The sequence below is a fragment of the uncultured Nocardioides sp. genome, from assembly GCF_947489365.1.
Taxonomy (GTDB): Bacteria; Actinomycetota; Actinomycetes; order Propionibacteriales; family Nocardioidaceae; genus Nocardioides.
Window position 1 is genome coordinate 290,043 of record NZ_CANLDB010000003.1, and the last position, 17,678, is coordinate 307,720.

20 protein-coding genes are annotated in these 17,678 nt (G+C 71.5%); 8 read left to right on the top strand and 12 right to left on the bottom strand.

What is annotated here, in order from left to right; all coding sequences use genetic code 11:
• The first annotated feature begins 27 nt into the window (after positions 1-27).
• Positions 28-2,097, top strand: a complete 2,070-nt coding sequence (locus tag Q0858_RS10490; protein ID WP_299053681.1) for an ATP-binding protein — start codon at positions 28-30, stop codon at positions 2,095-2,097.
• A 324-nt stretch (positions 2,098-2,421) separates the two neighbouring features.
• Here Q0858_RS10490 and Q0858_RS10495 read toward each other — a convergent pair whose 3' ends face one another.
• A complete protein-coding gene (locus Q0858_RS10495; RefSeq protein ID WP_299053684.1) occupies positions 2,422-3,132 on the bottom strand; it encodes a DsbA family oxidoreductase in 711 nt (236 codons plus the stop codon).
• A gap of 403 nt (positions 3,133-3,535) precedes the next feature.
• On the opposite strand from Q0858_RS10495, the gene Q0858_RS10500 reads away from it, so the two are divergent.
• Positions 3,536-4,867: an ATP-binding protein gene (locus Q0858_RS10500; RefSeq protein ID WP_299053686.1), complete on the top strand. Its 1,332-nt coding sequence runs from the start codon at positions 3,536-3,538 to the stop codon at positions 4,865-4,867.
• On the top strand, positions 4,864-5,448 hold the full coding sequence (locus tag Q0858_RS10505) for a hypothetical protein (RefSeq protein WP_299053689.1): 585 nt from the start codon (positions 4,864-4,866) through the stop codon (positions 5,446-5,448). Before Q0858_RS10500 ends, Q0858_RS10505 begins: the two co-directional genes overlap by 4 nt.
• Positions 5,449-5,561: 113 nt before the next feature.
• Here the strand turns inward: Q0858_RS10505 and Q0858_RS10510 are convergent, their stop codons facing one another.
• Positions 5,562-7,001: a trypsin-like peptidase domain-containing protein gene (locus Q0858_RS10510; protein WP_299053692.1), complete on the bottom strand. Its 1,440-nt coding sequence runs from the start codon at positions 6,999-7,001 to the stop codon at positions 5,562-5,564.
• Between the two features lie 135 nt (positions 7,002-7,136).
• On the opposite strand from Q0858_RS10510, the gene Q0858_RS10515 reads away from it, so the two are divergent.
• The 3 genes from Q0858_RS10515 (at position 7,137) to Q0858_RS10525 (ending at position 8,362) form a co-directional block, all read left to right on the top strand.
• Positions 7,137-7,334: a hypothetical protein gene (locus Q0858_RS10515; protein ID WP_299053693.1), complete on the top strand. Its 198-nt coding sequence runs from the start codon at positions 7,137-7,139 to the stop codon at positions 7,332-7,334.
• A 247-nt stretch (positions 7,335-7,581) separates the two neighbouring features.
• Positions 7,582-7,872 (top strand): DUF4287 domain-containing protein, encoded by a 291-nt coding sequence (locus tag Q0858_RS10520; protein ID WP_299053696.1) that lies wholly within the window; start codon positions 7,582-7,584, stop codon positions 7,870-7,872.
• 4 nt (positions 7,873-7,876) lie between these two features.
• On the top strand, positions 7,877-8,362 hold the full coding sequence (locus tag Q0858_RS10525; RefSeq protein ID WP_299053698.1) for a cupin domain-containing protein: 486 nt from the start codon (positions 7,877-7,879) through the stop codon (positions 8,360-8,362).
• An 11-nt stretch (positions 8,363-8,373) separates the two neighbouring features.
• Here the strand turns inward: Q0858_RS10525 and Q0858_RS10530 are convergent, their stop codons facing one another.
• From Q0858_RS10530 to Q0858_RS10575, 10 genes are all read right to left on the bottom strand, one after another.
• Entirely contained in the window at positions 8,374-9,147 is a 774-nt protein-coding gene (locus tag Q0858_RS10530; protein WP_299053700.1) for an ABC transporter permease, read from the bottom strand.
• The gene (locus Q0858_RS10535; protein WP_299054539.1) at positions 9,144-9,911 is read right to left on the bottom strand and encodes an ATP-binding cassette domain-containing protein; all 768 of its coding nucleotides are present in this window, start codon (positions 9,909-9,911) and stop codon (positions 9,144-9,146) included. The genes Q0858_RS10530 and Q0858_RS10535 overlap by 4 nt, the downstream gene beginning before the upstream one ends.
• 5 nt (positions 9,912-9,916) lie before the next feature.
• Positions 9,917-10,279, bottom strand: coding sequence for a DUF1048 domain-containing protein (locus Q0858_RS10540; protein WP_299053703.1), 363 nt, complete (start codon positions 10,277-10,279; stop codon positions 9,917-9,919).
• Position 10,280: 1 nt separating this feature from the next.
• Positions 10,281-10,610, bottom strand: a complete 330-nt coding sequence (locus tag Q0858_RS10545) for a PadR family transcriptional regulator (protein WP_299053705.1) — start codon at positions 10,608-10,610, stop codon at positions 10,281-10,283.
• A gap of 90 nt (positions 10,611-10,700) precedes the next feature.
• A complete protein-coding gene (locus tag Q0858_RS10550; RefSeq protein ID WP_299053707.1) occupies positions 10,701-11,615 on the bottom strand; it encodes a hypothetical protein in 915 nt (304 codons plus the stop codon).
• 178 nt (positions 11,616-11,793) lie between these two features.
• Positions 11,794-13,206, bottom strand: coding sequence for a HAMP domain-containing sensor histidine kinase (locus Q0858_RS10555; RefSeq protein ID WP_299053710.1), 1,413 nt, complete (start codon positions 13,204-13,206; stop codon positions 11,794-11,796).
• Positions 13,207-13,911 carry a response regulator transcription factor gene (locus Q0858_RS10560; RefSeq protein ID WP_299053713.1) on the bottom strand — a complete coding sequence of 235 codons (705 nt, stop codon included), beginning with the start codon at positions 13,909-13,911 and terminating at the stop codon, positions 13,207-13,209. It lies immediately after the preceding gene.
• Between the two features lie 67 nt (positions 13,912-13,978).
• Complete coding sequence (locus Q0858_RS10565; protein WP_299053716.1) at positions 13,979-14,845, bottom strand: fructosamine kinase family protein; 867 nt, start codon at positions 14,843-14,845, stop codon at positions 13,979-13,981.
• The gene (locus Q0858_RS10570; protein WP_299053720.1) at positions 14,842-15,402 is read right to left on the bottom strand and encodes a low molecular weight protein-tyrosine-phosphatase; all 561 of its coding nucleotides are present in this window, start codon (positions 15,400-15,402) and stop codon (positions 14,842-14,844) included. Before Q0858_RS10570 ends, Q0858_RS10565 begins: the two co-directional genes overlap by 4 nt.
• On the bottom strand, positions 15,399-15,797 hold the full coding sequence (locus tag Q0858_RS10575) for a phage holin family protein (RefSeq protein ID WP_299053723.1): 399 nt from the start codon (positions 15,795-15,797) through the stop codon (positions 15,399-15,401). The genes Q0858_RS10570 and Q0858_RS10575 overlap by 4 nt, the downstream gene beginning before the upstream one ends.
• 92 nt (positions 15,798-15,889) lie before the next feature.
• Between Q0858_RS10575 and Q0858_RS10580 the strand changes: the two genes are divergently transcribed.
• Positions 15,890-16,456: a VanZ family protein gene (locus tag Q0858_RS10580; protein WP_299053726.1), complete on the top strand. Its 567-nt coding sequence runs from the start codon at positions 15,890-15,892 to the stop codon at positions 16,454-16,456.
• Between the two features lie 9 nt (positions 16,457-16,465).
• Complete coding sequence (gene hisC, locus Q0858_RS10585) at positions 16,466-17,539, top strand: histidinol-phosphate transaminase (RefSeq protein WP_299053728.1); 1,074 nt, start codon at positions 16,466-16,468, stop codon at positions 17,537-17,539.
• Positions 17,540-17,678 lie beyond the last annotated feature (139 nt).

Sequence of the window (17,678 nt, forward strand, 5' to 3'; positions counted from 1 at the left end):
GTCGTGCCCGACCTATTGTCGGGCGCGATGGATCTCGGGGCAGGTGAGAAGAAAGCGTGGGTCTGTGCGGCGCTCGGCGTCGTGCTGGTCGCGTCCGTCGTCCTGGCGGCCCTCGGGACGAGCGACGGCGGGGACGCCGCGCCGTACGCGGCCTGGCCGGCGGTCGGTGTCGCGGCGGCGATGCACGTGGTCGCCGGCCGCGAGTGGCGCGGAGTGCTCCTCGCCGTGCAGACGGCGGCGGTCGGCGGGTCCCTGGCCCTCAGCGGCGTCGTCCCGTGGTGGGGAGGACTGCTGGCCAGCGTGGTCGTCACCGCCCCGGCGCTGCTGGCGGCGACGGGTCTGCGGCCCGGAGGTCCGGCGTTCCGACGGTTCAGCGACAACGAGGTCGACGCCTACCACGGGGTGACCGCCCTGGCGGGCCTGCTGTGCGGGGTGCTGGCGGTCGTCGCCCTGGCGATGGCGGGATCGTTCGGACCCGGTCGGCTCGCCCTGGTCGGACTGACCGTGGTCCTGGCGGCGACCACCTCGCAGCTCGTGGTGCTGCCGGTCTTCCTGAGCCGCTCCGGGGGGATCACCTGGCGCGGCTCGGAGCTGTGGGGCCAGCGGCTGCTGCTCGCGGTGGTCACCGCCGCGGTCTTCCTCCCGGCGCCCGCCGCGCCCCTGGGCTTCATGCTCTTCCCGATCCTCGGCTGGGCGGCGCTCCGCGCGCAGGCCCTGGAGACCTACCTCCAGGTGCTGGTCATCTCGCTGATGGTCCTCGCCGCGACGTACGCGGGCAGGGGCCCGTTCGGGGACATCGGCAACGCGGACATGTCCGCCCTGGTCGTCCACCTCTACATCGCCTCGGTCTGCTACCTGCTGCCCCCGCTGGCGCTCACGGTGCGCCGGCTGCTCGTGGTCAGCGGTCAGGCGACACGGGCCGCGACCACCGTGAACCGCATGCTGGACTCGGCGACCGGCACCGTCTTCCTCGCCTCCGACCGCGAAGGCGTCATCACGCACTGCAACACGGGCGCGGAGCAGGCCCTCGGCTACTCCGCGCAGGAGCTGATCGGCCGGACCTCGGACCACCTGTACTCGGACGCCGAGGTGCAGCGGCAGGCGGAGTGGTTCGGGGTGGTCGGGGAGGACCCCGAGGCGCTGTACGGCGCGACCGCGCGGGCGCAGGTCGCGAGCGACTCCCGCCGCGACTGGGAGGTGACCCGCTCCGACGGCCGGACCCGGATGCTCTCGCTCCACCTCAGCGAGATCACCGAGCCGGGTGGCGACGTGGTCGGCTACATCGCCAGCGGCGAGGACATCACCGAGCGCCTCCGCGCCGAGACCGCCCTGGAGGCGGCGTTCGAGCGCGAGCGGGCGTCGGTCGACTCGCTGCGCCAGGCCGACCTGGTCAAGCAGGAGCTCATCTCCACCGTGAGCCACGAGCTCCGGACTCCCATCACCAGCATCACGGGGTTCTCCGAGCTGCTCTCGTCCGGGACGTTCGGGGAGCTGACCGCGAGCCAGGTGGACGCCGTGGAACGCATCGAGCGGAACGGCGTGCGGCTCCGCGAGCTCGTCGAGGACCTGCTCACCCTCTCGGCGTCCGAGTCCGGCACCGCGGCGGCGGTCCTGGTGGACGTCGACCTGCGCGACGTCGTCCGGTCGGCGCACGAGGCGGTGTCCCGGCTGCTCGCCCAACGCCGGCTCGAGGTCGACGTCCGCCTGCCCGACGGGCCGGTCGTCGTCCGCGGGGAGGCCAGGACGCTCGAGCGGGCGGTCGTCAACCTGTGGAGCAACGCCATCAAGTTCACGCCCGACGGCGGCACGGTCACGGTGACTGTGTCCCGGTCGGGGGCTGCGCCGGACGTCCGCGGCGTCGTCACCGTCGCCGACACCGGCATGGGCATCGCCCCCGAGGACCAGGCCTCCGTGTTCACACGCTTCTTCCGGACGACGGCCGCGGGGGAGCGCGCGATCCAGGGGACCGGGCTCGGCCTCAGCATCGTGCAGGGGATCGCTGATCAGCACGGCGGGGAGGTGACCCTGGAGTCCGCTCCGGATGTCGGCACGACCGTCGCGGTCGCCGTGCCGCTGGCGCCGGCTGCCTCCGAGTAGCCCGACCCATGTTGGTCGAGCAGCACGCGAGCCCGACCCATGCTGGTCGAGCAGCACGCGAGCCCGACCCACGTTGGTCGAGCAGCACGCGGCCCCACCCATGCTGGTCGAGCAGCACGCGAGCCCGACCCATGCTGGTCGAGCAGCACGCGGGCCCGACCCATGCTGGTCGAGCAGCACGCGAGCCCTACCCACGTTGGTCGAGCAGCACGCGAGCCCGACCCACGTTGGTCGAGCAGCACGCGAGCCCTCGGCGAGCGCGCGTCGTCGAGACCACCGACAGTCAGCCGACCACGTCGTACGACGCCCCGCCCCCAAGGTCGGCTAGATCGCGCACCCGTCGGGACCGCAGGCCCCGTCCGCGTCGCCACCGACGGTCTGCAGCGTCGGCCGGCTCTCGCTCCACGCCCGCTCGAGCAGCTGGCTGAACACCTCGACCGGCTGTGCGCCGGAGACGCCGTACTTCTGGTCGACGACGAAGAACGGCACCCCGCTGGCACCGTACGCCCGCGCCTGCGCGACGTCCGCGGCCACCGCGTCGGCGTACTCGTCGGCGCCGAGGACGGCGGCGACCCGCTCGGCGTCCAGACCCACCCCGACGGCGGCGGTGGCAAGGACCCCGTGGTCGCCGATGTCCTCGGCGCGCGTGAAGTACGCCGCGAACAGCGACTCGGCGAGCTGACGCTGCAGCGCGGGCCCACCCGTGGCGAGTGCGAGGTGCAACAACCGGTGCGCATCGACGGTGTTGGTGTGGACGGTCTCGTGCAGCCGCATCTCGAGCCCGTCGCCGGCGGCGAGGTCGATGAGCTGCTGCTGCATGTCGCGCGTCTCGTCCTCGGTGCGGCCGAGCTTGCGCGCCAGCGACACCGCCGTCAGCTCGTGCCCGTGCTGCGGCGCGGTCGGGTCGAGCTCGAACGAGCGGAAGACGACCTCGACGTCCTCGCGGTGCTCGAATCCCGCCATCGCGGCCTCGAGTCGGCGCTTGCCGACAAAGCACCAGGGACACACGACGTCGGACCACACTTCAACCTGCATAACTCGGCTAACGATCGCGGAGGTCGACGTAGTCCCGACGCGACCGCATCGAGGCAGTCGACCGCACCGGCCGCGATTGCCGAGGGCCCGGGTGTCAACAAGCCAGTCGCCTCGCGAGACACAAGGGATCGAGTCGAGCCCATGACGGCACCAGCCAAGTTAGGCATTGCTACGGGGGGCATCCGTTGTTCCAACGAACAGCGGACCGCCGCGACTCGGCGGTGACGGTTGCTGTATCCGACCTTGGACGGGCACCTCGACGCACTCGGCGCGTGGTCAGTAGGCGCAACCGTTCGGGCTGAGGCAGACCACCAAGGCCGCTCGACTACTACAGTCCACTACGCGACCACTGTCGTCACGATTCACTTTCCGAGAACAACTACTGTCTCAAGCCGGAGAGCGCATGATTCTCTCGATCGAAGTAGACAACTTCAAGACCTTACGTTCGGCGCGGGTTGACTTTGGTCGAATGACGATGATCCTCGGTGCTAATGGTGCGGGAAAATCAAACCTGTTTGACGCGCTTCGCTTTCTCAAAGCTGTGGGGGACGGGAGGTCAGTCCGAGACGCCATAGAGGGACATGCTTCTCCTTCTCTTGTGTCCAGCATTGTGAGCGGTGTTCGTGGGGGCGGCGCGGCTGTATCGAACTTTATGTCAGACAGTCGTGAGTTCTCGATACGGGCGCGCGTTTGGGTCGATGGTCAAACACTCACGTACTACGTACGCGTCGATGCTGAGCGCTACCGGGTTGTTCAGGAAGAGTTGAGAGCAACAGAGCATCCTGGAACGTACGTGTACAGCACGCAACCCGAAACGGGCGCAATTGAACAGGATCCGGAATCCCCAGTCGTTGTCGCTCGATTTCACAAAGCCACTCGAGGGATCAACCCGAGGCGGGACTTCTCGCCGTACGATTTTATCCTCTCGCAGTTTGTGAGCCGACGAGCGGAAAGTCGCGTTAATGAGGAAGCCGCCCATCTGGTTCGAGCCGAATTCGCATCGATCGGCTTACTTGAACTTCGGCCAGAAGTACTTCGTCAGTATTCGCCCCTGGGGCGGACCGATCTTGGCGAGCACGGCGAAAATTTCGCTGCAGTTGTCTGGCAGCTGGTGAACGACGCTACTCGGCGAGTTCTGGTTCGACGAACAAACGATCAGGGCGAGGAGGCGATAGTAACGCAAACGGGTAAGCGGGCAGCGCGGGAGAGTTTGGCAGCGATAAACGCTTGGCTCAATGAACTTTCTCCAGTGCCGATCGATTCAGTGACTACGGTTCAAGCGCCCACCGGTGAGGCCATCTTTGCGATTCGGGAAGCCGAAATGCAAAAGGAGATCGCAGCACCCTCGCTGTCCGACGGTACGCTCCGTTTCGCTGCCCTCGCCCTGGCTGCGGTTGGATCCTCGGGCCGCCATACATTGGTGGTAGAGGAACTTGAGAATGGGATAAGCCCTGCGCGTCTATCGCTGCTTGTCCAGATGTTGGAGCAAACGACCGAGGCGTCGGATGGCCAGTTGCAGGTTATTGCATCAACGCACTCTCCGACATTGTTAGACTTCGCATCTCCTCGCACAATCGACGATTCGGTGATCTTTGGGTGGGACCCCGACGAGATGGCTTCCAAGCCGATAGCGATCTCCAAGATTCCTGCTCTGAGAGAGGGTCTCAAGGACCGCACGCTCGGCGACCTTCAGGAAGAAGGCTGGTTGCAATTCGCGGCGGATGCTGAGACATGAGTTACCGGGTAGCGGTGGTCTGTGAAGACCACACTCTGGACCAGTATGTCGTCAAGCCGATAGTTGCAGCTGCGCTCGCTGCCGTAGGCAAGCCCCGGGCTATCGTTCGTGTCATCACGGATCCCCGACTTAACGGGATCTCGGACCTTGAAGGTCAATTGCCCGCGATTAGTCGTCGGTACGCCGCAATCAATGATCTAGTGGTCGTGATGGTTGATGCTGACGGTAGTGACGGGACCGATGCCGCTGCGAAAGCTCGCAAGTCCAAGTTATTGCAACGCTGTGGAGAGGGGGAGCCGAGAGATAAAATTGAGGTGGTAGTTGCGGTCCAGGAGCTCGAAGTGTGGGCGGTCTGGGGTGTGCGTTCGCTGCTAGGAGTTTCTTGGTCGGCGGTGCGAGCAGAGCGCGATCCGAAAGAGCGCTTCTTTGATCCGCAGACAACAGACGCGGATGCGAAGGCACCCGGGAAGGGCCGCACCAGGCTTATCAAGGAGAGTCTGTCCGCAGGCTGGGCGTCCATCGCCTCAGGCTGCCCCGAACTGAAGGACTTCGAGAAAAGCCTACGCGAGCGAGTGACCTAAGTTGCGCCGTTGAGCGCTGCCGGAGCGGAACCACGCCGGTTCGACCTATAGCCGTGTCGCGATCTTGTTGAACTCCACCCGCATCTGGCCTAATGAGTGCAAGCACTCTCGCGTTATTCCGCGTCCGACCCGAACGTCACGGACAGCGTCTGCTGCTCGCCGTCCCGGTCGACCACGACGTCGGCGGTCTCGCCTGGACGGAACGCGTACACCGCGGCGATGAGGCCGTTGGAGCTCGTGATCGGGATGTCCGCGAGGCGGGTGATGACGTCGCCTTCCTCCATGCCGGCCTCGTCGGCGGCCAGGCCGGACTCGACCGTCCCGACGAGGGCGCCGGCGGGGACGTCCTCCTCGGTGAGCTCGTCGTTGGTGGCGACGCCGAGGCGGGCGTGGGTGGGGGTCTCGCCGGCGCGCATCTCGGCGACGATGTCCTTCACGTCGTCGATGGGGATCGCGTAGCCGATGCCGATGCTGCCGAGGTCGCCGCCGGCGCCCTCGCTGCTGCGGGCCAGCTCGATCGAGGAGTTGATGCCGATCAGCTCGCCGCCCATGTTCACCAGCGCGCCGCCGGAGTTGCCGGGGTTGATGGCGGCGTCGGTCTGGATGGCGCCGTACACGCTGACCTCGTCGGGGTCCTCCACCGACGGGATGACGATCGGGCGTCGCAGCGCCGACACGATGCCGGCGGTGACCGTGGACTGCAGGCCGTACGGCGACCCGACGGCCACGACCGCCTGACCGACCTCGGTGGCGTCGGAGGAACCCACGTCGATCGTCGGCAGGTCCGAGACGCCCTCGGCCTTGATCAGCGCCGTGTCCGTCTTGGGGTCGGTGCCGATGATCTCGGCGGGGGCGAGGGTGCCGTCGTCGAAGGAGATCGTCAGTGAGCCGCCGTCCCCGGCGGCCGAGGCGATGACGTGGTCGTTGGTGAGGATCTCGCCGTCGGAGGTGAGGATGATCCCCGAGCCGCTGCCCCCGCCGCCGTCACCGTCGCGGGCGTCGATCTTCACGACGGTCGGCAGGACCTCGCTGGAGACCTGGTTGACGGTCACGATGTCGACCGGGTTCACGTCGGACAGGTCGACCTCGTCGGCGTCGACGCTGCCGCCGCTGACGATGTCCTCGGCGACGTCGCCGCCGTCCGTGCTGAACGCGTCCCACGCCGCCGCGCCCCCGACGCCGCCCAGGAGGCCGAGCACCAGCGCCCCGGCGAGCAGGCCCGCGCCGATGCCCTTGCCGCGACCGGACTTGGAGGACGAGTCCGAGCGGTGGCCCGTAGGCGGCTGCGGGGGAGCGCCCCACTGCTGCTGCGCCTGCTGAGGAGGCTGCTGGGGCGGGAAGCCCTGCTGCGGGTAGCGGGCGGTCTGCTGGACCTGACCGGGCGCCTGACCCGGCAGCTGAGCGGGCTGCTGGATGCGGCGACCGGCGTACTGGCCGGGCTGCTGCCCGCCGTACTGCGGCGGCTGCTGCGGGGACTGCTGCGGGGCCTGCCACCCCTGCCCGGGCTGCTGGCCGGGCTGCTGGGGCTGCGGCGGACGCTGCTGGTCGCTCATGCGCCACATCATCACCCAGAACCGGTCGCCTGAACCCTTCCCTGCCGAATTCGACGCCGCCGGGTGGACTGAGGTGGAGGGCTGCTGTTCGTCAGGAGCAGCAATGCTCCACCTCGTCGTGGCTACGGTGGCGAGATGAGGGTCGCGACGCTGCTGCTGGCGAACGCGTTCCTGCTCGCCGCGATGGCCGTGGCGTACCGGTCGTCGCGCCGGTCCGAGCGCGGCGAGGTGCGGCCGGACCCCACTGCGCGTCGTACGAGCCGGCGGCTGCTGGCCGCGGCGTTGGTGTTCTTCGCCGCGCACGTGGTGCTGCTCGGGGTCGAGGGGGTCTGACCTCCCGGGAGGTCTGGGTCTCGACGACGCGCGCTCGCTGCGCTCGCGGGCTGCTCGACCGGCTGAATCTCGTGCTGTCGTCGTACGGGTGCGGGGGTCTCGTGGCTCCTCGCCAGGGCTCGGAGCACCTCGACCTCCGGTGAGGGCGGGGGCTCGAAGCACCTCGACCTCCGGTGAGTGGTGGCCGATGAGTTCCGGGGTGGGGGAGGGTCGGTGACTGCAGATCCCACGAACCCCAGGAGCAACGATGTCCTTCCAGGCCTATCTCGACGGCGCCGAGAAGAAGACCGGGCGCACGCCGCAGCAGATCCTCGACGCGATCGAGGCGCAGGGCTTCGGGCCCGACGCCAAGGCCACCGACGTGTTGGCGTTCCTCAAGGCCGAGTTCGACCTCGGACGGGGGCACGGGATGCCGTTCGTGCACGTGCTGAAGAAGGGCCCGACCATCAGCGACAAGCACGTCGGGACGACGGGCTCCCACCGCGACGAGTCCACCGAGCTGAGGCTCGACGGACTCGCCGCGCGGCAGGCAGGCTGAGGTCGTGTCGCTGCACCGGCCCTACCCACCCGTGTCGTACGACGGGGAGGGCGGCGAGGTCAGTGCGTGGCTGCGACGGTCGGACACCGCGCCCGACCTGACGTACCCGGGGGGTGGGTCGTGCGAGTACCTCGCCACGGGCGACGCGACCGAGGGCCGGTTCGGGCTGTACCGCTGGACGTTCGGCGAGGACGAGACCGGCCCCGACCCGCACTTCCACCGGACGATCTCCGAGCACTTCTACGTGCTGTCCGGCGAGGTCCGTCTGTACGACGGCCGCGACTGGGTGACCGCCCGGTCGGGCGACTACCTCTACGTGCCCGAGGGCGGGATCCACGGGTTCCGCGGCGGGGGGAACGCCTCGATGCTGCTGAGCTTCGCCCCCGGCGGCCCGCGCGAGGACTACTTCGAGACCCTCGCCCGCCGCCAGCCGATGACCGAGGACGAGCGGGCGGCGTTCATGGACCGCCACGACACCTACTGGGTGTAGGCGAGAAGCCGTCAGGCCGCCGTGCGACGGAACAGGCGCGTCGCGACGGCGTACGCCACGACGAGGATCCCGACGCACCACGCGAGGGCCACCCCGAGGTCCCCGCCGACGGTGCCGCCCTCCAGCAGCGCCCGGATCGCGTCGACGATCGCGGTCACCGGCTGGTGCTCGGCGAAGGATGCGACGGGGCCCGGCATCGAGTCGGTCGGCACGAACGCCGAGCTCACGAACGGCAGGAAGATGATCGGGTAGGAGAACGCGCTCGCGCCGTCCGGCGTCGAGGCCAGCAGGCCAGCGATCACCGCGACCCAGGTGAGGGCGAGGGTGAACATCGCCAGGATCCCGACGACGCCCAGCCACGCGAGCGGGCCGGCGCTCGACCGGAACCCCATCAGCAGCGCGACCGCGACCACCATCGCCAGCGAGATCGCGTTGGCGACCAGCGAGGTCAGCACGTGCGCCCACAGGACCGCCGTGCGTGCCACCGGCATCGACCGGAACCGCTCGACGATCCCGCCCTTCACGTCGAGGAACAGCCGGAACGCCGTGTAGGCCACCCCGGAGCCGATCGTGATCAGCAGGATCCCCGGCAGCAGGTAGTCGACGTACGACCCCACCCCGGCGCCGGACCCCAGGTCGATCGCGCCCCCGAAGACGTAGACGAACAGCAGGAGCATGGCGATCGGCATGATCGTCGTGGTGATGACGGTGTCGACGCTGCGCGTCACGTGGCGCAGCGAGCGCCCCAGCAGGGCGGTGGTGTTGTCCACGAACAGGGTGCTCATGAGTCCTTCTCCTCCGTGTCGGGGGTCGGGGTGCCGACGAGCGCGAGGAAGACCTCCTCGAGCGACGGCTGGTGCTCGACCATCCGCACCTCGGTCGGCGGCATCAGCGCCTTCAGCTCCCCGAGGGTGCCCTCGGCGATGATCCGGCCCCGGTGCAGCACGGCGATGCGGTCCGCGAGCTGCTCGGCCTCCTCCAGGTACTGCGTGGTGAGCAGCACCGTCGTCCCCCGCGCGGCGAGCTCGCGGACGGCGTCCCAGACCTCGATGCGGGCCTGCGGGTCGAGCCCGGTGGTGGGCTCGTCGAGGAAGATCACCGGCGGGTCACCCACCAGGCTCATCGCGATGTCGAGCCGACGCCGCATGCCGCCCGAGTACGTCGACACCGCGCGGTCGCCGGCGTCGGTCAGGGAGAAGCGCGCCAGCAGCGCCGCGGCCAGCCCGCGGGGGTCCGGCAGGCGGCGCAGCCGCGCCACCAGGACGAGGTTCTCCCGCCCGGTCAGCACCTCGTCCACCGCGGCGTACTGCCCGGTGAGGCTGATCGAGCGGCGTACGTCGTCCGCGGCCGCGGCCACGTCGTGCCCGGCCACCGTGGCCGAGCCGCCGTCGGCCGGGAGCAGCGTCGCGAGGATGCGCACCAGCGTGGTCTTGCCCGCGCCGTTCGACCCGAGCAGGGCGTGGATGGAGCCGCGGTCGACCCGCAGGTCGACGCCGCGCAGGACGTCGTGGTCGCCGAACGACCGCTCCAGGCCCTCGACGGAGATCATCGCGGTCACGACGACCGCTCCTCGGCGGTGGCGCGGTCGACGGCGTCGACGAGCCGCCTCCGCTCCTTCGCGATCCACGCGCCCTCGCGGTAGTTGCGGAGGAACTCCTCCGCGAACTCCACGGGGTCGTCGCCGACCACCTCGCGCACCGGCGTCCCGGCCGCGGCGCTCTGCTCGAACAGCTCGCCCAGGTCGTCGAGCATCTGCAGCAGCTGCTCGCCGTCCCCGGGACCGAAGACGTAGAAGTAGCGCTCGAGGCCCTCGATCGCCGTCGGGTAGCCCCCCGGCAGCGCCCGGGTGCGGGCGGCGTACTGCTTGTAGCGGCGCTTGTCGCCGACCATGCGGCTCACCGCGTCGGTCAGTCCCATTTCACTCACCTTCCTCACGGAGCTCGGTCAGTCGGTCCGAGAGGAAGCTCCAGGTCCTCCAGAACTCGTCGAGGTGGTCACGACCGGTGGCGTTGAGCGTGAAGACCTTGCGGGGCGGGCCCTTCTCGGAGGGCACCTTCTCCACGTCGACGAGACCGCGCTGCTCGACCCGTACGAGGAGGGCGTAGACCGTGCCCTCCGCGATGTCGGTGAACCCCTGGTCGCGCAGGGCGGCGGTGATCTCGTAGCCGTACGCCGGCCGCACGGCCAGCACCGCGAGGACGACGCCCTCGAGGACGCCCTTGAGCATCTCCGTCATCTGCTTGCCCATGGGGCCACCTCACTCGTCGTCAGTACTCAGTGTCGTTGACTACCGACTACATAGTGACGCTGAGTACCGCCGAGCGCAACCCTGGTGGCCTCACCACTCCCAGCGGACGCCGAGCGCGCCCGGCCCGAAGCTGCTCGCCGTGTGGTGCAGCCCGCCGCCGGGGTCGACCTCGGCGTGCTGGACCACCTCGGCGTGCCCGGCCTCGCGCTCGTAGGCCTCGGCGGACGAGGGCAGGCAGTCGGGGTCGAAGCGGACCCACACCAGGACGTCCCGCACCGGGCGCACGAGGTACTGCTCGTAGCGCGGCGCCTGTCGGCCGGCCCCGAGGCGCGGGAGGGCGATCTCGTGCTCGACGACGACGGTCTCGCCCACGTCGAGCGGCCGGGGGAGCAGGACCTCCCACACGGCGACACCGGCGCCCAGGTCGAGGACCTCGCGCCCGAGGCGGCAGCCGCGCAGGGACAGCAGTCGGGGTGCCTCGGGGAACGGCTGGCCGTCGTTCGTCAGCAGGAGAGGGAGCGTCGCCACCCGGGGCCGGACGGCGCGGAAGAGGAAGCGGGAGGACTGTCGCACCATCTCGCCGTCGCAGTCGACGTCGACGGTGGAGTGGACGCTGACCTCCACCACCCGGTCCTGGGAGTCGAGCAGGCCGAGCGAGTCGAGGTGGTCGGCCACCGGCCCCGACAGGGCCGGGACGTCGAGCAGCTCGTCGTACGACGCCCGCTCCCGGACGGGCCCCGACCGCCGGGAGGGTCCGAGCCAGCGGGTCAGCTCCCCGGCGCCGAGGCCGAGCACCTGCTCCAGCTCGTCGACCGCCTGGCGCGAGAGCGGACCCTCCGGCCGCCGCTGCCCGGAGCGCCAGTAGCTCAGCGCGCCGATGCTCACCCGGACGGCGCGCTCGGCCAGCCGCTTCTGGATGCCCTGCAGGGACAGGCCGGAGTCCTCGATGGCGACGGAGAGCGCATGGGAGAAGCGGGTGCCGCGTCCGCCGGAGTCCCCATCCACCCGTCCACTCTGTCAGCCGGGGCCGTCTCACGGATCGGGATCTTCACACTTGTTGGTCAGCACATGTGAAATACGGCCCGATAGCCTTCGGGGTGGCTCGGCAGCGAACCCGGGGGGGAGACGTTGCCGGGCCCGGACCGGCCCGGCGGCACCCCATGGTCGTCGGGCCGGTCCTCCGTCAGCCGGGCTGCCCCGGCAACGACATCTCCAGGCGTGCCCCGCCGACGGGCGACTCGGTGGCCACCGTGGAGCCGGAGTGGCGGTCCACCACCTGACGCACGATGGCGAGGCCCAGTCCGGAGCCGGGCATCGCGCGGGACTCCTCGGAGCGCCAGAACCGCTCGAACACGTGGGGCAGGTCGCCGGGCGCGATGCCGGGGCCCTCGTCGTCCACCCGCAGGGTGCCGTCGTGCAGCGACACGTGGACGACGCCCCCGGCCGGCGACCACTTCGCGGCGTTGTCGAGCAGGTTCAGCGCGGCCTTCTCGAGCCCGTCGGACTCGCCGCGCACCAGCCACGGCTCGAGCGACACCTCGAAGCGGACGTCGGGCGCGCGGCGTCGTACCCGCACGACTGCGCGGTCGACCACCTCGGCCAGGTCGACGGTCTCGACGACGGGCGGCAGCGGCTCGTCACGGGCCAGCTCGACCAGCGCGCCGACGAGGGTGGTGAGCTCCTCGGTCTGGGCGCGGAGGTCGTCGAGCAGCTCCTCGCGGGCCTGCTGCGGCAGGCCGCCGGCCGCGTCGGCCTGGGCGAGCAGGTCGACGTTGGTCCGCAGCGAGGTCAGCGGGGTCCGCAGCTCGTGACCGGCGTCGGCGACGAGGCGGCGCTGGCGGTCCCGGGAGGCGCCGAGCGAGGCGAGCATCCCGTTGAACGCGGCCGCGAGCCGGGCGATCTCGTCGTGGCCCTCGACGGGCAGCGGTCGCAGGTCCTCGGTGCGGGCGATGTCCTCGACCGAGGTGGTCAGCTTGCGGACCGGGCGCAGGCCGTTGCGGGCGACGCCCCAGCCCGACAGCCCGGCGGCGACGACGCCGGCGGCGCCGATGAACCCCAGCACGAGGGCCAGCTTGGAGAGCACCTGCTCCTGCGGGTCCAGGCTCGAGGCGACGACGACCGCCTCCCCGGGGCCGCCCGGGACGGCCGCGATCCGCAGCCGCTCGCCCGCGGAATCGACGACCGTCCGCACCGAGCTGGAGGAGTCCCGGTCGGCGACCGACAGCTCCGGGCCGCCGAGCGGCAGCGGTCCCAGGTCGTCGGTCAGGGTGGCCCGCCGGTCGGTGGTCACGAACACGATGCGGACGTCGGAGGCGCCCTGCGCCCACGGCGGCAGCGCGGTCGCGCCGGCCAGCTCGGAGAGGGCGCGTCCGTCGCTGACCTTCCCGGCGCGCTCCAGCAGGCTCGCGTCGAGCGTGCTCTGCATCTGCGCGCGCACCGTCACGAACGCGGCGAGCGCCATGAACGCCACGGCCAGGCCGACGGCCATCGTGGTGAGCAGCGTGACGCGGCTGGCCAGCGAGCGGCGGTAGTGCCACCGCTTGGCGACCAGCCCGCTGAACCCGCTCGGCCCGACGGGCCCGCCGAGCGCGGCCACTCAGGCCTCCCGGAGGACGTACCCCACGCCGCGCACCGTGTGCAGCAGGCGCGGCTCGCCCTCCGCCTCGGTCTTGCGGCGCAGGTAGCCGACGTACACCTCGAGGGAGTTCGCGGTGGTCGGAAAGTCGTAGCCCCAGACCTCCTCGAGGATGAAGGCGCGCTCCAGGACCCGGCGCGGACGGCGCAGGAACAGCTCGAGCAGCGAGAACTCGGTGCGGGTCAGCTCGATGGACCGGCCGTCGCGCAGGACCTCGCGGCTGGCGATGTCCATCGTGAGGTCGGCGAACGACAGCGTCTCGTCGGGGTCGTCCTCGGCGCCCGGGGTGGCCCGGCGCCGCAGGAGCGCCCGGACGCGGGCCAGCAGCTCGGCGAGCGCGAACGGCTTCGTCAGGTAGTCGTCGGCCCCGGCGTCCAGGCCCTCCACGCGGTCGCCGACGGCGTCGCGAGCGGTGAGCACGAGGATGGGGACGTCGTTGCCGGCGGTGCGCAGCGCCCGGGTCGCCTCGAGCCCGCCGAGACGCGGCATCATCACGTCCATCAGGACGACGTCCGGCCGCACCCGGGCGATCCCGGCGAGGGCCTCGGCGCCGTCCCCGGCGACCGCGACCTCGTAGCCGTTGAACTCCAGCGACCGGCGCAACGACTCCCGCACGGCCTTGTCGTCCTCGACGACCAGAACCCGGGGCGTGTCCACGACGGTCATGGTGCCAGCCGGGCCTGAGTGCGTCCTGAGAGCGAGGTGTGGGGGCGTGGCGGTGTCGGGCCGGGGCTCAGAGGTAGCGGGCGGCGACCTGGGCCGCGCGGGCGCCGTACCCGCCGCCGAACATCGCGGCGTGCACCAGCAGCGGGAACAGCTGGTGCACGCCGACGCGGTCCTCCCAGCCGTCCGCGAGCGGGTGGGCCTCGGCGTACGCGTCGAGCACGCGCGGCAGCTGCGGCAGCCCGAAGAGGCTCAGCAGCGCCAGGTCGGCCTCCCGGTGGCCGCCGTACGCCGCCGGGTCGATCAGCCGCGCGACCCCGTCGACGCCCCACACCACGTTGCCGCTCCACAGGTCGCCGTGCAGCCGCGACGGCGGCTCCTCGGGCAGCAGCGTGGTGAAGCGACCGACGAGCTGCTCGACCTGCCCGGCCTGGCCGGCGTCGACGGCGCCGCGGTCGCGGGCGACCTTGAGGTAGGGCAGGACCCGGCGGGTGGCATAGAACTCCGCCCAGGTCGGGGCGGCGCCGTTGGGCAGCGGCAGGCGGCCGATCCAGCCGTCGGCCTCCGCGCCGTACGACGGGGCGCCGGCGTCGTGCGTGGCGGCCAGGGCCCGGCCCAGGTCGGCGGCCGCGGTCTCGGTGGGCCGCCCGGGCTCCACCCAGCGCAGGATCAGGCAGTCCTCGTCGGCGGCGAGCACGGTCGGGACGGGGGCGCCGCCGGCCGGCTCGGCCTCGGCGAGCCAGCGCAGGCCGCGGGCCTCGGCGGCGTAGAAGCCCGGCGGCGGGGTCGGCAGCGTCTTGACGAAGGCGACGGTGCCGTCGGACATCCGCAGGCGGGTGGCGGTCGAGATGTCCCCGCCGGCGACGGGCGCGGTCGCGACCACGGAGCTGCCCAGCAGCTGCTCGGCGCGACGGGCCACGGTGGGCCGGCTCGTCACAGGCCCCCTCCGGGGCGGTCCTCCGGCGCCGTGGGACCGGTCCCGAGGGCCTGCTCGAGGGAGGCGACCAGCTCGTCCGCGGTCCGTTCCACCATCGCCAGCACCTCCTCGAAGCCGTCGTCGCCACCGTAGTACGGGTCCGGGACGTCCGCCCCGGGCTCCGCCGGATCGAAGTCGCGGAACAGGGCCACCCGCTCGAGCGCGCTCCCGCCGGCGCCCCGGACCCCGGCGAGGTTGTCGGCGTCCATCGCCAGCACGAGGTCGGCGCCGCGGGCGGCCTCGGGGCCGGTGCCGAGCTGCCGGCCCCGGTGGGCGGCGACGTCGGCGTCGTCGTACCCGGCGGCGCGGAGCGTGGCGGCGGCGCGGGCGTCCATCTCCTGGCCCACGTGCCACCCGCCGGTGCCGGAGCTGACGACCTCGACCCGGTCGTCGAGGCCGGCGGCCCGCAGGCGGTCGCGCAGGACGACGGCGGCGGTGGGGGAGCGGCAGATGTTGCCCAGGCAGACCGTCTCGACGACGTACTCCCCGGGCGTGCGCGGCGGGGGTGCCTGCCTCATCGCGCCACCCGGCGGGACTCGAAGAGCGGCTCCACGGCCCACGTGACCAGGGTGATGACGATGGCGCCGCCCACGGCGGTCCAGAAGCCCTCCACGTGGAACGGCAGCCCGAGCTGCCCGGCGAGCCAGGCGGTCAGCGCCAGCATCCCGGCGTTGATGACGAGCAGGAACAGCCCGATGGTGACAATCACCAGCGGCAGCGCGACCAGCCGGACGACGGGCGCGACGATGCTGGTGACGACGCCGAAGATCAGGCCGGTCAGCAGCAGCGGCAGGAACTTCTGCTCGATCTCGGCCATGCCCTGGCGCGGGCCGTCGAAGTAGATGCCCTCGAACAGGAACGCGGCCGCGGCGAGTCCCGCGATCCCCGCCACCACCGACGCCACGAACTTCACTCGAGTCACTCTAGTGATCCCGGCTGAAGCGTGCCTGAACGTCGCGGGCCGACCCTGGGGCACGGCGCCGTGCCCCGGCTACCCTCCCCGGCGTGGTGAGCTTCGGAGGCACGGGGGTGATGCTGCTGGGCGCTGCCCTCGCGGCCGTCGTCCTCGGCCTGCTCGGGCTGCTCGCCGCCCGCCGGACCGGCCCGGTGACGGCGTACGCCGCGGCGGGGCTCGTGTGGTCCCTGGTGGTGATCGCGCTGGTCACCCTCGTGCCGGCGGCCGGACCGCCCGGCTACCTCATGCCCGAGGAGGTGCAGACCGCCTGCTCCTTCGACTACGGCGGCCCGGCGCCCGACGGCTTCTGGATCTTCTCCGGCGGCCAGCGGCTGCTGAACACGGCGCTGTTCGTGCCGAGCGGGGCGCTGCTCGTCGTGGTCGCCGCCCGGTGGCGGCTCGGCTGGCTGCTCGCGCCGCTGGGGCTGGGCCTGCTGGCGGCGTACTCGGTCGGCGTCGAGGCCGCCCAGCTCGTCCTCGCCCGGATCGACCGCGCCTGCGACGTCACCGACGTCGTGGACAACGTGACCGGGGCGGGCATCGGTTTCGTCGTCGGGCTCGGGCTGGTTGTCCTGCTGCGCCCCTGGCGGGAGCGACGCGACGCGGTGATCGCCTAGCGTGCTCGCGTGACCGCTCCGGAGCCCCGCCGCAACGTCCAGCAGATCCCCGCCTACGTGCCCGGCAAGCCTCCGGCGCCGCGGACCGACCTGGTCTCGTACAAGCTGTCGTCGAACGAGAACCCGTACCCGCCGCTGCCGGGCGTGGTCTCCGCCGCGCAGGCCGCCGTCGAGACGATGAACCGCTACCCCGACATGGGCAGCGCCGCGCTGTACGCCGAGCTGGCCGCCCGCCTCGACGTGCCGGTCTCCGACCTGGCCGCCGGCACCGGGTCGGTCGCGCTGATCTACCAGCTCCTCGCGGCATACTGCGAGCCCGGCGACGAGGTCGTCCACGCCTGGCGCTCCTTCGAGGCCTACCCGATCGCGATCACCACGGCGGCCGCCGTCAGCGTCCCCGTCCCCCTGACCGCCGACGCCCGCCACGACCTCGACGCGATGGCCGCCGCGATCACCGACCGCACCCGCGTGGTGCTGCTGTGCACCCCGAACAACCCGACCGGCCCGGCGCTGACCCAGACCGAGGTCGACGGCTTCCTCGCGAAGGTCCCCGCCGGCGTGCTCGTCGTCCTCGACGAGGCCTACCTGGAGTTCGTGCGCCTCGACGACGCCCTCGACGGCATCGGCACCTACCGCCGCCACGACAACGTGCTGGTCTTCCGCACCTTCTCGAAGGCCTACGGCCTCGCCGGCTTCCGGGTCGGGTACGCCGTCGCCCACGCCCCGGTCGCCGCGGCGCTGCGGGCCGTGTCGCTGCCGTTCGGCGTCTCGTCGGTCGCCCAGGCCGCCGCGATCGCCTCGCTCGAGGCGCAGCCCGAGCTGTTCGAGCGCGTCGAGGGCATCGTCGCCGAGCGCGACCGCCTCGTCGCCGGGCTGGCCGAGGTCGGCTGGCACGTCCCCGACGCGCAGGGCAACTTCGTCTGGTTCGACCTGGGCGACCGCACCGGCGCCTTCGCGGCCGCGGCCGACGCGGCGGGGCTGATGGTCCGGCCCTTCGCGGGTCAGGGCTGCCGGGTCACCGTGGGCGAGCCCGAGGCCAACGCGCGCCTGCTCGAGGTCGCCGCGGCGTTCTCGCGGGAGTAGGGAGACCCCGGCCGGGGCAGGAGGGACGCATGCCACGCGTGCCGAAGGTCCGGGCCTGGTCCAACACGGTCCGGAAGAGCCAGTTCCACCCGGGCGACGTCGACCTGTTCGTGCTGCGGGACCACCAGCGGATCCTGCG

Bases quoted from the DNA above. Each gene is read 5' to 3' on its own strand.
- Q0858_RS10490 (WP_299053681.1), top strand. From the start codon at position 28: ATGGATCTCGGGGCAGGTGAGAAGAAAGCGTGGGTCTGTGCGGCGCTC.
- Q0858_RS10570 (WP_299053720.1), bottom strand. From the start codon at position 15,402: ATGAGGCAGGCACCCCCGCCGCGCACGCCCGGGGAGTACGTCGTCGAG.
- Q0858_RS10510 (WP_299053692.1), bottom strand. From the start codon at position 7,001: ATGAGCGACCAGCAGCGTCCGCCGCAGCCCCAGCAGCCCGGCCAGCAG.
- Q0858_RS10530 (WP_299053700.1), bottom strand. From the start codon at position 9,147: ATGAGCACCCTGTTCGTGGACAACACCACCGCCCTGCTGGGGCGCTCG.
- Q0858_RS10545 (WP_299053705.1), bottom strand. From the start codon at position 10,610: ATGGGCAAGCAGATGACGGAGATGCTCAAGGGCGTCCTCGAGGGCGTC.
- Q0858_RS10535 (WP_299054539.1), bottom strand. From the start codon at position 9,911: ATGATCTCCGTCGAGGGCCTGGAGCGGTCGTTCGGCGACCACGACGTC.
- Q0858_RS10560 (WP_299053713.1), bottom strand. From the start codon at position 13,911: ATGACCGTCGTGGACACGCCCCGGGTTCTGGTCGTCGAGGACGACAAG.
- Q0858_RS10515 (WP_299053693.1), top strand. From the start codon at position 7,137: ATGAGGGTCGCGACGCTGCTGCTGGCGAACGCGTTCCTGCTCGCCGCG.
- Q0858_RS10505 (WP_299053689.1), top strand. From the start codon at position 4,864: ATGAGTTACCGGGTAGCGGTGGTCTGTGAAGACCACACTCTGGACCAG.
- Q0858_RS10495 (WP_299053684.1), bottom strand. From the start codon at position 3,132: ATGCAGGTTGAAGTGTGGTCCGACGTCGTGTGTCCCTGGTGCTTTGTC.
- Q0858_RS10500 (WP_299053686.1), top strand. From the start codon at position 3,536: ATGATTCTCTCGATCGAAGTAGACAACTTCAAGACCTTACGTTCGGCG.
- Q0858_RS10540 (WP_299053703.1), bottom strand. From the start codon at position 10,279: ATGGGACTGACCGACGCGGTGAGCCGCATGGTCGGCGACAAGCGCCGC.
- Q0858_RS10520 (WP_299053696.1), top strand. From the start codon at position 7,582: ATGTCCTTCCAGGCCTATCTCGACGGCGCCGAGAAGAAGACCGGGCGC.